Origin of the sequence: Leptolyngbya iicbica LK (assembly GCF_004212215.1) — a bacterium.
GTDB lineage: Bacteria > Cyanobacteriota > Cyanobacteriia > Phormidesmidales > Phormidesmidaceae > Halomicronema > Halomicronema iicbica.
The window spans coordinates 1-13,769 of the sequence record NZ_QVFV01000011.1; the positions used below are offsets into that span (position 1 = coordinate 1).

The following is a 13,769-nucleotide window of genomic DNA, read 5'->3' on the forward strand; positions in this document are numbered from 1 at the left end:
TGGGCATGGGGTAAGGCTTTCATCGTCTCAGTTTCATCTTCTACAACAGTATTGACTACCCTAATTCTTTGCGTTGACGTTGCACTAGCCCTGGCAAAAGGAATCGCGCTCCAGAAGCCAAACTTGCCCTAATCTCCGAGTGAAACCTAACGGTTTTCGAGTTGCGCCGATCAACCAGTGACTAAACTCAGATATTTAAGCAAAACCCACCAAGAACTCGAAACCAGAACAAAGGCGCAAGCAAACTCAAGATAAGACTCATCATTCTCGAGTCAAGTCTCACGCTAATCTCGGAAAGACTTTCAATGAGACTCTGGCAGATGAGCTGTGTGTCGATCAATAAACATCTAACAAACTGAGGTGTTATTGCTGTCAGTACAGGCCGTGGCGCACAAAGCAGAACTACCTGCGATGTCGACGAGCACACAAATAGCTCCTGTCGCGATCGCTTTCTCCATTTCTTTGAATAGTTGCGTTGAACGCAAATACTCAAAACAACAAAACGCTCTCAGGCTGTAGATTTCAGAAAGATTTTTGAATACCTGGACTGTTTTTGGACTAAAAACAACGTGCCTCATTAGCCATGCGTTGCAGATCGTGGAGTGACTGCAGAGAAGGAAGTTCCTGCTCTTGGCAACATCAGCTTTTGCGGGCGTCTATCCATCAAGAAGCTGAGTCAATTGCCGCGATGATGACTGGCTACAGTCAACTATAGTCCGTGTTCTTTGAAGTGGAGCAGCGCTAAAGGAGCGGGCTGCTGGCACCGCGATCGCACCCAAACTCCTAACCGCCTACAAACACCACCAACGAAGCAGTTTTCATCAGTCTCAGACCAAGACTTAAAGCAACTCGCCAGCGGGGCATTGACAACCACCAGATCTTTTCTCGCCAAACGTCACACCGAGCATTCAAAAATTCGGCGATCGCACAAAATACACAACCGACAAAAACAGCACAAAAGAGAGTCCACCACGAAATAAAACACGTCCGCAAACACCAAGGAATCGCCTCTTTATGAGACTCACAAAACTCAAAAACAGTCTCTCAACGAGATTGAATAGTCCTTTTAAGAGACATACGTTTCCTCGAATATTGAAACTCGGTTATTGGCTTGGAGGATAGTTCCGCAGACGGTCATCCGCGATCGCACTACAGATACTGCATGCACCAGCAGTGAATATCGCCTTTCAAGACATTTTGACAAAGGACACCAACACCTCGTTTGCGGACTCGGCTCACCCAAACAAGATCAACTCAAATACCGACATCGCAAGAAAGTCGATCTCATCACAAGACTCACCAAAATCTTAACTGGGCCGAAATTGCGGCAACCAAGTCTCACAACGAGACAAAGTCAGTACGTCGCACAGGAATCCAGAAACGGGCTCGCATGTGGACTGAACAGTTGATCTTGTTGCTAGACTCAAAAGCCTCACCAATAGTCTTGTTCTGGCTTTTTTGAGTCTCATTAGAAGTCAAGACCTCGTCTCTTTGTGGGACTACTTTATTTTTAAGTGAGTCTCACATAAAGTTAAGTGAGTCTTTGTGTGAAGGTTTTTCTGCCCGGCCATTGTATGGCCTGAGAAGATGCAGGGAGATGTCAGAAGTAGGCATATGAGGCAGTTTTACGCAGGAGATCAGGTGTTTTGTCTGCCGTTGGCAAAAGCTGCCATCTCAGTAATGACGATATTTGCCGGGTTAGGTCAGTTTTGCTGCCACGGCGATGTGGAAGGCATCAGCGGTAGGGAATCTGCATCGTCCATCGATCGCGTCGGTTCGCTAGTCACCCGTTCGAGTTGAGCGACTTGAAAAATCAGAGTGAATCGACGGCCCATTTCGTCGGCGACAAACTCTTCTAGCAAATTGACCTGCACGGGCGTCACGGGTTCATTAGCGTAAACCAACAACCTGACTTCTGGGGGGTTGGGGAACCAGTCTGTTTCCAGCGAGGCCAGTTCCAGTCGCTGAAAGGTTAAGGTGCCATCTAGCAAGGCTGCTTGCAAGTTAGATTCCAGACGGTCTTGCACAATCAGTCGATAGGAAGTTATCCCCAAGGGCAACGTGAGCAAACTTGTGATCGCTGTCGTCCAAATCAGCGGGCGACGAGCTTTGATGACGGGAGAGTATCCCGCCCAAAAAAATACCAGCATGCAGGCCAGGGTGATGCCAAGTAGGTTAGTGAGGTAAAGCACCAGTGCCCCCCAAGCCCAGCGCAGTTCAAACTTAGCTAGCCAGAGCCCGACGACACACAGCGGGGGCATCAAGGCAACGGCGATCGCAGTCCCTGCCAGTGAACTCGAAATTTTCGCCTCAATTTTGGCATAACCGGCCAACGCGCCCGCTGTAATCGCAATCCCTAAATCCAGCAAAGTTGGCTGAGTGCGGCCCCAGACTTCACTGCCATAGCCGGATAAGTTGACGACCATACCGAGGACCATCGAGACCGCGATCGCGACCCCTGTGCCAATGATGATGGCTTTAGCGCCCGTCCGAATGAGAGATTCATCACCTTCTAAAATGCCGAAAGACAAGCCCCGAATCGGCAACATCAACGGGGCAATCAACATCGCCCCAATAATGACCGCTGTGCTGTTGGCAAGCAAGCCAAACGTCGCAATCATGCAAGAGCCCAAAGTCAGGATGAGAAAACTATTACCTAGCCGTGACTCATCAGACAGACTATCGGTCATGTACTTCAGTTGCTGAGGAGAAACCCGCCGCCCAGCAGACAGATATTTGCGGCGAAAACGCTGGAACTGCTCGATAATTGCCGACCGATTCATAGGCCCGCCTAGAAATGAGTGGGTGGATTCCAGTTTAGGCGGGAAATTCAGCTTTTGAAACCCTGTTAACTCTTGTGATAAAAGCAATACCGCGATCGCGACAAGGCCATCCAGCCCTGCAGCAATAATGAAGGATTGGCGTTATTCTATAGAAAAAATTAAGTTTTGTGATTAGTGCCAGCGGTGGTCATGCGAATGCTCAGTTAAGGGAGTGTAAAAGCTGCCAGCTTGCATTGGTCGTTAAATATCTGAGCGTTTCAGTGGTCAGTAAGTCTCAATCGGATTACGAGGTTAAAGCGTGACGTCAAATTATGCTCGATTATCGGCGACGTATCGATTACCGCTTGCAGCGGGTGGTTTGATGTTAATGGCTAGCCTGGCGGGCCTCGTGGGTTGCACTAATGGCGAGGGGGGCGGTCGTCCACCGCAGGCGGCCATGGCCGAAGAGATGGTATCCGTCAACACGCAAGTCGCCCAGGTGGGTACGTTTGAAGCGGGACTCACCTTTACGGGCACCACTCAGCCCGTGCAAACGGTCGCGTTGCGATCGCGGGTCACCGGACAAGTGACGGCCCTGACGGTTGATGTGGCTGATGCGGTTGCCAATGGCGACATCCTGGCCCGTCAAGATGCCGATCTATTGACCGTGGCGGTGAACCAAGCCCAGGCCGAGTTGCAAGCTCGCCAGTCAGAAGTCGCCCAGGCTCAGGCGGCAGTAAGCGATGCCCAAACTGCTTACAACTCGGCGCTGGTGCGGCTCCAGCAAGCCCAAACTGAGGCCGATCGCTTGACCAGGCTCGCCGCTGATGGGGCCGTTTCAATTCAGACAGCAGAGCAAGCCCAGTTAACCGTCGATACCGGGCAGCAAGTGGTGCAATCGACCCAGGAACAAATTCGCACCCGCCAAGCGGCCGTGAGCGCCGCCGAAGGGCGGGTCAGCGCGCAGCAGGCCGTAGTGGATCAGGCCCAAGAGCGATTGTCTTATGCCGTGGTGCGATCGCCCCTGTCAGGCACGGTGATTGAGCGATTCGTCGAAGTGGGCGACTATGCCGAAACGGGCGACGAGTTGATGCAGTTGGGTGACCTCAGCAGCATCAAGGTGGTGATTGAAGTTTCGGATCGCGACCTGGCACAAGTCTCCGTCGGGCAGCCCGTAGACGTGCAGCTCGACGCCTTGCCAGGGGAAACCATCGGCGGACGCATTACGCGCATTGCCCCCGCCGCCGACCCGACCTCTCGGCTCATTCCGGTTGAAGTCACCATTCCCAACGCTACGGGCCGCATTGGCAGCGGTTTACTAGCACGGGTAACTTTGGAGGGAGCCGGAAGCGATCGCATCGCCATTCCTAAACCAGCCCTTGAGATTGCCAGCGATGACGCCCCCACTCTGTTTGTGCTGACCACGGTGAACGAGCAGGAGGCCACCGTCGCTGCCCGCCCCGTCGAAGTGGGTCGCGAAAACGATAGCCGGGTCGAGATCCTGTCTGGTTTGCAGGCGGACGAGGTTGTGGTGGTGCGCAGCAGCGGCGACCTGAGCGACGGCCAAGTCGTCAAACTCAGCATCCTGTCCGAAACCGAGTAAATATTCTGAGCCTCACACCCTGTTCCGCTGCCACCCAAGCCCTGCGGGCAGGCTTCGCCAACACACCCAGCCACCCTGACACCCTATGACCTCTTCCCCTCGCAGCAGTATTACCACGCTCTCGATTCGTCGCCACATTGCCGTGTTGATGCTGGCGATCGCGGTGGTCGTGATGGGCCTGTTCTTCATTACCCGGTTGCCCGTTGATCTACTGCCCTCCATCACCTATCCCCGCATCGGCCTACGCTTAGATGCTCCCGGCGTATCCCCCGAAGTCGCAGTGGATGAGATCACCCGCCCTTTAGAAGAAGGGTTAGCGGCGACGGAAGGGGTGGTGCAAATTTATTCGCAAACGCGAGAAGGCCGCATCAGCATCGACCTGTTTTTTGAACCAGGGGGTGATATTGATCAGGCCCTTAACGATGCCACCGCCACGTTGAACCGATCCCGCGATGCACTGCCCGACACCGTGGGCGAACCTCGCCTCTTCAAATTTGACCCGTCACAGCTCCCCGTCTACGAACTGGCCCTCACCTCACAGTCCCTACCCGGCAGCGATCTGCGCATCTTTGCCGAAGAAGAGTTGGCGCGGGAGCTGACGACCCTGCCCGGCGTGGCCAGCGTCGATGTCACCGGGGGCTTAGAAGAAGAAGTGCAAATCAACATCGATCCCAATCGCCTGCAAGCGTTGGGTTTGGGCTTGGCCGATGTGCTTACTGAATTAGAGACCCGCAACCAAGACACCTCCGGCGGCCGGATTCGTGGCACCGATTCAGAAACCCTGACACGGGTCACCGGAAGATTTGGCAGCGCTGACGAAGTTCGGAATCTACAGTTCACGGTGGGCGGCCCGGAGGCCTCTCAACAGGTCTATCTGCGCGACTTTGCCGAAGTCGTTGACGGCACTGCCGAGCAGCGCATCTACGTGTCGCTCAACCAACAACCCGCGGTCAAAATCAGTGTGCAAAAGCAGCCTGACGCCAATACCGTCGCCGTGGTTGATGTGGTCAAAAGTCGCATGGCCCAACTGCAAGCTGCGGATCTCTTTCCCGACGACGTAGCGATCAACATCGTTCTGGACGAATCGGTGTTCGTGCAAAATTCCATTCGCAATGTGGCGATCGCGGGGCTCACCGGGGCCACCCTGGCGGCGATCGCGGTCTTCTTTTTCCTCGGGTCGCTGCGCCAGACGCTGATTATCGTCCTCGCCATTCCCCTTGCCACGCTGACGGCCATCATTTTGATCGGCGTGTTTGGCCTCTCGCTGAATGTCTTTAGCCTGGGAGGATTGGCCTTAGGGGTCGGCATCGTGGTCGATAACTCCATCGTCATGCTTGAAAATATCGCCCAGGGAGCTGAAAGGCTGGCTCGCCGCCATGCTAGCAACGGCAACGGGGCTGCGCTGAGGTCATCAAATGCACCCCCCAAGGACGAAGTGATTGCCCAAGCAGAGCAGAGCAGCCAACAGCTAGAGTCGGCTTTACTCGCTTCGACCTCAACGAACCTCGTCTCCGTGCTGCCCTTTTTGCTGATTGGGGGCTTTATCGCCCTGCTGTTCAATGAACTGGTGCTGACCATCAGCTTTGCGATCGCCGCTTCCCTGGTGGTGGCCTTGACTGTCGTGCCCACCCTCACCGCTCGTTTGCTGACCCTGCCCGGTTCCAGCGGCGTCAAAGACTGGTTTTTACTCCGGCAGTTTGACTTACGCCTCAAAGGCTTAACGCGACAATATCAACGGCTATTGGGGCGGGTGCTAAGTCGGCGGCTGATGGTAATTGCGATCGCTGTGCTCGTGTTGGGGGGCAGCAGCTTGCTCATGGTGCGGCAAATTCCCCAAGAAATTTTGCCCTCGATTGACACGGGGCAGGCGCGGCTGTTTGCTCAGTTTCCCCCCGGTACTCCCCTGGCCGACAACCGCAAAGTCATGGCCGCGATAGATGAGGTCCTGATGGCCCAGCCGGAAGTTGACTATGTGTTCACCACTTCGGGCGGCTTTTTGTTTGCCAGCATCACCAGCGCCAACGCCCTGCGCGGCACCAGCACCATTACCCTCAAGCCGGGAACGCCCGTGGGGCGGTTTGTCGGTCAGGCCAATCGGGCTCTTGCCGAGCTCAATCTGGTGGATATTCGGTTGCGGCTATTTCCCGAGTCGGTGCGCGGTCTCATCACCAGTAACTCGCCCGTGCGCGGGGCCGATGTCGACATCATTTTGCAAAGCGCCAATCGCGAACGCTTGCAGCAGGCGGGTCGCCAAGTGCTCGACACCTTTGACCAACAGGCAACCTTAGCCAGCTACAGTCCCGACGCCGATCCCCCCCAACCCGAAACCCAGATTCGCCCTGACTGGGAACGCGCAGCTGATTTGAATCTCTCTGCTGCGACCCTTGGCGACACCGTACAAACCCTCGTCGATGGCTCTGTCCCCACTCAGCTACAACGGGGCGATCGCTTGGTGGATATTCGGGTGCAGCTGCCCGATGCGGCCATCGACACACCATCCAAGCTACGGCAACTACCGGTCTATACCGACGGGGGGCAGCTCGTGCGGCTAGGCGATGTGGCCACCGTCGAACCCGGCCAAGCCCCTGCCGAAATTCAGCGCATTAACCAGCGTCAAGTCTTCATCATCGAGGGCCGACTGGCCGAGGGGGCAACCTTGGGCGACGCGATCGCTGAAATGAAACGCATTTTAGCCACCATCGACCTACCCGAAGGCGTCACCGTCCTCCCCAGTTCCAGCGCCGAAGCGAATCAGGCCATCCAGCGATCGCTGCTGACCCTCGGTGGCCTCGCCGCCTTCCTGGTATTCACCGTCATGGCCGTGCAGTACAACTCCCTGATCGACCCGCTGGTGATTATGTTGACCGTCCCGCTGGCACTGGCGGGGGGCATTTTGGGGCTGTTCGTTACCCAAACTGCCATTGGCGCAACCGTCATTGTCGGGGCTGTGCTGCTGGTGGGCATTGTGGTCAACAACGCCATCATTTTGGTGGAACTTGCCAACCAAATTTACGCGGAGCAAGGGTGCGATCGCACTACCGCTATCTTGCAAGCCGCCCCCCAACGACTCCGCCCCATCCTGATGACCACGGTCACCACCGTCCTCGGCCTACTGCCCTTGGCTCTGGGCATCGGGGACGGCTCCGAGTTTTTGCAGCCCATGGGCATCGTCGTCTTTTCGGGTTTGTCCCTCGCGACGTTGCTGACGCTGTTTATCATCCCCTGCTTTTACACGCTGCTGCACGGCTCCCGCACCGACGGCGGCACTGCGGACCAGCTGGCGCCACTCGCCCCCGATGCGTCTGCCACTAAACCGCCCACCGCTACTCCGCTGCCGTAAGCTGGGCTTGCCCCGCCAAAGCGATCGCCGCTGGATAGATCTGATGCTCTTGCACCTGAATGCGCGCTTGCAACGTTGCTGGGGTATCGTCCGCCAACACCGGCACCGCCGCCTGCATAATGATGGGGCCACTATCCACTACCAACTCCACATAATGAACCGTGCAGCCGGTAATTTTGGTGCCCGCCGCTAACGCTTGCTCCACCGCCCGCACCCCCGGAAAGCTGGGCAGCAAACTGGGATGAATGTTCAGCACCCGGCGCGGAAAAGCGTCGATCAACACCGCCGTTACCCGCCGCATCCACCCGGCCATAATCACCCAATCGGCCTGGTGAGCCTGCACCGTTTCGATAATGGCGGTGTCGAGAGCTTCCCGACTCGCAAACGTCCGGTGATTGAGCAGCACTGTCGGAATGCCGTAGTGCTCCGCCTTTTGCACCACCCCCGCCGCCGGATTGTTGTAAATCACCACCTGAATTGTCGCGTTCAGTTCCCCACGGGCGATCGCATTGGCGATCGCGGCGAGATTGCTGCCCTTGCCCGAAGCCAACACTGCCAGGCGCATCGGCGAGGCTTGAAGCTGGGATGAGGAAGGAATTGCAGGAGAAATGAGGGCGTCACTCACGGGTCATTCATCAAATTGCTCAACATGCACCGCCCATTCTACCGACGAAATCCGACTCTGCTCGCTGGCGACGACACCCCAAATTCGGGCACGCTGAGCACAGCCGTTGATGGGTGAAAGATCCGTGTCCACCTCCAAAATTCTGCGCCAAGGGACGATCTCCCTCATTGGGTTAGAACTGGGCCTCGCCATCGCCTACTTTTGGGGCATGGTGCAGCGGGGCAGCGTTCCCCACCTGTTGAACTTCAACGGTCTGCGCACGCTCCCTTCGTTGCTGCAAGCGATCCATCTCTTTGCCATCGGCGGTTTGTGTCTCGTGCTGTTGATGCAGCGATCGCGACTCCATGCCCCCTATTCTTGGTATTTACCGCTAGCGCTAGCCTGCCTCTGCCTCTTCGGTGGCCTCGACGAACTCACCAAACTGCACCTCACCTTCGACCAGATCAACTGGAAATTTCTCTATCTCGGCTTACTCGCGGCGATTCCGATCTTGAGTTGGCGGGATTTAGTTTGGCTCTGGCAAATCCACCGCATCACTCTGATCAGAGTGGCAACGGGCATGGCCATCTTTCTCGGCGGCGGCTTTGGGGCCGAGTTTTTGAAAGGAGCGATCGCCACCACGGCGGCCCAAAATTCCGCCGAAGTCGCCGCTTGGGCTGAATACCTGCGCATCACCCTCGAAGAGTTTGCCGAACTCTGCGGCGAAACCATCATCCTCTACGCCTTCGCCGTCTTCACCGTCAAGCTGCTCACCCAGCCCCTACCGTCGGAGACCCATCCGGCATAGAGAGTTCGGGATAGCCTTAACAGTCGGCTTGTAACTCACTCTGCCAGCCAGCCACTCAGCCACTGCTCCCAATCGGGATCTGCCAACGTCTGCCATGATCTCAACAGGGCATCAGCACATCCGTACGGCTGAGCACCCGCAAATCTTCCTCATCCAGCTCATCCGGCACTCCATTGCGAATCAGTTCAGCAAAGTCTTCGTTCGGCACCATGATGCAGAGCATGTAGAGGCGATCGCTGCCCACATTCCGCACTTCATGGGTGCCACTGTTGGGAATCAAAATGCTGTCCCCAGTCTTCAGTGGCACCACCCGGCCATCGCAAACCGCTTCGCCTTCGCCCTTCAGCACATAAAACATTTCCACCGCCGAGTTGTGACGATGGGAGGGCGTCTCTCCCCCCACCTCAAAAATTTCGACACAGTAGGTCAGCGATACATCCGCCGTCTTGGGGTCAAACACGATCGCCAAACGATTGCGATCTTCTGGACTGATGCGATAAACCTGATAATCTCGGTACGTCTTCACCACAGCTAGCTTGCAATCTTGCGCGGTGTCCGTGGCCGATGCTACAGCAGAGGATGTCTGAGTCATGGGTCTAGAAGGGTGAAAATAAATACGACAGCAAACAGCGATTTAGCCAAATTAGACGCTAATTCATCCCGCCTTGCCGTAGCGTTTGTGTCTAGAAAACAATTTCAACGCTGATGGCTAAGACAAATCTCGTCCTGCCTTGACTCTAGGGCGCATCCATCAGAGACAGTAGCGAACTACAGGTTTTGTAAAAGAAGGGCAACCCATAAACCACAAAAAACGGCTTCGGACAGCGATCGCTCTTCTCAGCTTTCTGCGTCCGAAACCGTTTTCAAAAGGATATGGAATCAGAGTTTTATAAAATTCAAGTTTTGTCGGGCAACCATCTTGCCTGCTCTTGAACAGCCGAGACGGCTGTCCACACTGAATTAAATTCTCATTCCTATGGGGCGTCGCTGCAATTAAGTGCTCACCATCGAGGCGACCCCAACCAGCCGTTCGCTGAGTTCCCACAGACGCTTGGCCTTCAGGTCATCACTACCCTCTGCCGACAACTCTTGCACAAAGGCTTGCCGACCCTGCTGCTGGCGATTGCCCCAGCTCCAGTGATAGCCAGATTGCTTAAATTCTGGATCAACCACGACCATCGCCACCCGCTCGCCCGCGAGTTCTTGCGACACATAGCCCCCCGTGATGTTCTTTTGGAACCAGGGAAAAATCGTGCGGAACGCCTTGAAGTGATTGCGGAACAGCGGCGTATCGGCCACACAGCCGGGATACAGCGAGTTGAAGGTAATGCCCGTCGCATCGTGATACCGACGGTGCAGCTCACGAGTGGTCAGCATATTGCACAGCTTGCTGTCCTTGTAGGCTTTGCCAGACTTGAACTTCTTGCCATCAATCATGGAAATGGGCGCTTTAAAGCCCTGTTCAAAGCCTTCTAAATTGCCCAAGTCAGGGGGAGCCGGAATGGGAATCTTGCCACCCAGTTCTTTGCGGTTCGCCGTCACCGTGCCCAAAATAATCAGGCGCTTGTCATCCACCGACGATTTTTTCAAGTCGTCCAACATCAGGTGACACAGCAAAAAGTGTCCCAGATGATTAGTCGCGACGCTGATTTCATACCCGTCTTCGCTGTATTGGGGGTCCTTTTCTAAAGGCAGATAGACTGCCGCATTACACACCAGCGACTTCAGCGTTTTACCACTGGCCCGAAAGGCATCCACAAAATCTCGCACACTCTGTAAACTTGCCAGATCAAGGCGCATCACGGTGTATTGATCAGGCTGCAAACCGACCTCTTTGGCGGCGGCTTCGGCTTTGGGGAGGTTGCGACAGGCCATGACAACGTGACAACCTTTCTTGGCCAGGGCTTTAGTAGCGTACAGCCCGACCCCAGAAGAGGCACCTGTAACAATGACCGTCGGCTGATTAGTATCTGCCATGTTAATGAATCGTTTTCAAACGTAGGGTTGCGTTAACACTGTTTAGAATCGCACATCCAACGCAACAAAGCCGACACTGAAATAAACCTTAAGAGCCCGATCTTTTGATTGCGAAATTGTGTCTGCCAAAACTAGAGAGAAGCACCTTCATAAAGCGCTGAATCCTAGATCTCAAGCCAGAAAGAGACCTCCCAGCTTGACTGAAGTCAGCCCGCCGAGACTCTATAAAGTAATGCAAAAAAGCAAGCGATCGCCCGTCAACAAACGAGCGATCGCGTCTTTCAATGTGGATAACTTGCCCCAAAAGTTCGCCTTACTGAGGACGATCTTCCGGCAAATCGAAACAGGTCATCGATGGCGACGCCAGATTGTTGACTGCCTGGTAAGCCCACTCCCAGGGATAAACGTCAGCAAAGGCCGAAGGGAATTGTCCCGGTGGACAAACTAGCGGCTCACCCTCTGCCACCGCTGGGGTCGCATCGGAGGTGGTCGTCGCCGGAGCTGGGGCAGCTGTCGGCGACGGCAGATTTGTGAGACCAGTTTCAGCTGCTAAGGGAGCCGGTTCAGCTTTGGCGGCAGTGCCTATTAGCAATCCGGCGGTACCCAGCGCCGCCGCTGTGATCAAAAATTTGGCTTGCATGGTGATTCAGAGAAAGAGAAGTTACCGAACCCCTTTAAGGTAACGCGGTTGCCTGGGCGTAGGCAGGCGCTGTCACAGTTGGATTAAAGCGCTGCAACCGGCCTCGGTCGACGACTCCGAGAATGCGTAGGGCAGAGTCAAAAATAGTGGCGTTGGCAATATAGCCCGGTGCAAGTTGACCGTACTGCTCGTCCACATGGATGGCACGGGCCGGATACAGACTAGCCATGCGCAACGCTTCTGCCAGAGGAATCCCGACATGGTGAACGCAGTTGGCGATCGCCTCAATCATGGTCAGCGCCGAACCGCCCAGCGTGCCTTCCGCCGAGATGCATTTGCCCTCACGATAAAACACCCGCTGGCCGCCAATCATGAAGGAGTCCATTTCGGTGCCTGCTGGGGGGGTGGCGTCGGTGACGAGAAACAAGCGATCGCCCTTCAATTTGTGAGCCAACGAAATAGACGTGAAATGAACGTGATGACCATCGGCGATAATGCCTGTGTAAACTTCCGGCTGATCGAGCACCGCCCCCACCATGCCCGGCTGTCGACTTTGCCAAGGCGACATGGCGTTGAACAGGTGGGTCGCCATCGTCACCCCCTGATGAAAGCTCGCCACTGCCTGGTCATAGTTAGCGTTGGTATGCCCCGCCGACACGACAATCCCAGCTTGCGCGAGTTGGGCAATGTCCTCAGGCGTCGCCATTTCTGGGGCCAAAGTCACAAGCCGTACCGTTTCTGGCCCAGCTTGCGCGATCGCGGCAATCATCTCGGCATCGGGCGATCGCACAAAATCCCCATTGTGAATGCCCTTGCGCTTGGGATTGAGATACGGCCCTTCGAGATGCAGACCCAACACCGAGTGGGGCTGATCTTGGCGATAGGCTTTAACTACACTCATGGCCGATCTCATGTCGGCATCTGAGGTGGTGATCAGCGTCGGCAAAAAGCTCGTCGTGCCGCTCCGCAGATTCGTTTGGTGCATGATGTCCAACGTTTCTGGCGCGATCGCGTCATTGAACATAACGCCCCCACACCCGTTGAGCTGCAGGTCGATAAAACCGGGAGTAATGGAGGCTCCCTCCAAATCGATCCGCTCACAATCCTTGGGCAGATCGGTCACCGACATGAGACTCTGAATGCGATCGCCCTGAATGACCAAGGCGCGATCGTCCAGCACCTCCGCCCCGGTGTAAATCCGACAATTTGTCAGCGCCCACATTGCCGCCATCTCTACTTAAACCACCAGCAATATCTTTGCAGGAATGTTATCCGGTTTCAGCTCTAGAATGACCCGAATAGACAACAAAAAACCCCCAGATGTTTGGGGGCCTCGGAATATGATGTTGCAGTGGATAAACTTCCCAAGAAGAGTCCAAAAACCTAAGCAGTCGCTTTCTTCTTAAGTACACCACCCGCCGCAACGACACCAACGGTAGCCATGCCAAGTAGTGAAACGGGTTCGGGGACGGATTCAGAGACCGTTTCACCTCTGACTAAAAGTACTCCATACTCAGCAATAGGGCCAGCTACATCCTCTCGAAATCCTAAACCTGCGACACCAGGGAAATACTGAATGGCCCCAAATACGTCATTTCCATTTCCATCATCAAAACGGCCTCCCATGAACCCAAATCCTCCTGTCCCGCCAAAAAGTGTACGCAAACCACCCCCTAATGGTTGACTTATTACACCAGTATTTAAGTCAGGAACAACTCCGCCAAAATCTTCTTGCGCTGACTTTAACAACTCTGCAACTTCTGAAGTGGTACTCAAGCGATATTCGGGAAACGCACTCAAGGCCTGCATAGGAGTCATTCCATCAGTTTGAGATAAATCCAACCAAGATAAGTCGGTGCGATTATCTTGGACAATATTGCCTACTTTTACCAAATTCAGACTGGCTGCCTCAGCACTCCCAGCAAAGCCAACTCCGCTCACGGCTGCGCTCGTCAGTGCAAGGATGGTTTGTTTAAACATAATTATTTCCAGAAATCTACGATGTGTACAAGCGTGCTTGGATGGATGCACGTTA

10 protein-coding genes are annotated in these 13,769 nt (G+C 55.0%); 3 read left to right on the forward strand and 7 right to left on the reverse strand.

Annotated features, from left to right (window positions below):
- Window positions 1–1,703: 1,703 nt before the first annotated feature.
- Window positions 1,704–2,783: a TIGR00341 family protein gene (locus DYY88_RS22535; RefSeq protein ID WP_063776203.1), complete on the reverse strand. Its 1,080-nt coding sequence runs from the start codon at window positions 2,781–2,783 to the stop codon at window positions 1,704–1,706.
- A 298-nt stretch (window positions 2,784–3,081) separates the two neighbouring features.
- On the opposite strand from DYY88_RS22535, the gene DYY88_RS22540 reads away from it, so the two are divergent.
- Both DYY88_RS22540 and DYY88_RS22545 read left to right on the forward strand, forming a co-directional pair.
- On the forward strand, window positions 3,082–4,365 hold the full coding sequence (locus tag DYY88_RS22540; protein WP_039728738.1) for an efflux RND transporter periplasmic adaptor subunit: 1,284 nt from the start codon (window positions 3,082–3,084) through the stop codon (window positions 4,363–4,365).
- 85 nt (window positions 4,366–4,450) lie between these two features.
- Window positions 4,451–7,705, forward strand: coding sequence for an efflux RND transporter permease subunit (locus tag DYY88_RS22545; RefSeq protein ID WP_039728741.1), 3,255 nt, complete (start codon window positions 4,451–4,453; stop codon window positions 7,703–7,705).
- Here DYY88_RS22545 and purN read toward each other — a convergent pair.
- Window positions 7,689–8,330: a phosphoribosylglycinamide formyltransferase gene (gene purN / locus DYY88_RS22550; protein WP_039728744.1), complete on the reverse strand. Its 642-nt coding sequence runs from the start codon at window positions 8,328–8,330 to the stop codon at window positions 7,689–7,691. The genes DYY88_RS22545 and purN overlap by 17 nt on opposite strands.
- Before the next feature lie 109 nt (window positions 8,331–8,439).
- On the opposite strand from purN, the gene DYY88_RS22555 reads away from it, so the two are divergent.
- On the forward strand, window positions 8,440–9,117 hold the full coding sequence (locus tag DYY88_RS22555; protein WP_039728746.1) for a DUF8692 domain-containing protein: 678 nt from the start codon (window positions 8,440–8,442) through the stop codon (window positions 9,115–9,117).
- A gap of 100 nt (window positions 9,118–9,217) precedes the next feature.
- Here the strand turns inward: DYY88_RS22555 and DYY88_RS22560 are convergent, their stop codons facing one another.
- The 5 genes from DYY88_RS22560 to DYY88_RS22580 form a co-directional block, all read right to left on the reverse strand.
- A complete protein-coding gene (locus DYY88_RS22560) occupies window positions 9,218–9,709 on the reverse strand; it encodes a cupin domain-containing protein (RefSeq protein WP_044151383.1) in 492 nt (163 codons plus the stop codon).
- Between the two features lie 401 nt (window positions 9,710–10,110).
- Window positions 10,111–11,094: a protochlorophyllide reductase gene (locus DYY88_RS22565; RefSeq protein ID WP_039728747.1), complete on the reverse strand. Its 984-nt coding sequence runs from the start codon at window positions 11,092–11,094 to the stop codon at window positions 10,111–10,113.
- 313 nt (window positions 11,095–11,407) lie between these two features.
- Entirely contained in the window at window positions 11,408–11,734 is a 327-nt protein-coding gene (locus tag DYY88_RS22570) for a hypothetical protein (RefSeq protein ID WP_039728748.1), read from the reverse strand.
- Between the two features lie 34 nt (window positions 11,735–11,768).
- A complete protein-coding gene (nagA, locus tag DYY88_RS22575; protein WP_201279069.1) occupies window positions 11,769–12,965 on the reverse strand; it encodes an N-acetylglucosamine-6-phosphate deacetylase in 1,197 nt (398 codons plus the stop codon).
- 152 nt (window positions 12,966–13,117) lie between these two features.
- On the reverse strand, window positions 13,118–13,714 hold the full coding sequence (locus DYY88_RS22580) for a PEP-CTERM sorting domain-containing protein (RefSeq protein WP_039728749.1): 597 nt from the start codon (window positions 13,712–13,714) through the stop codon (window positions 13,118–13,120).
- Between the last annotated feature and the right edge of the window lie 55 nt (window positions 13,715–13,769).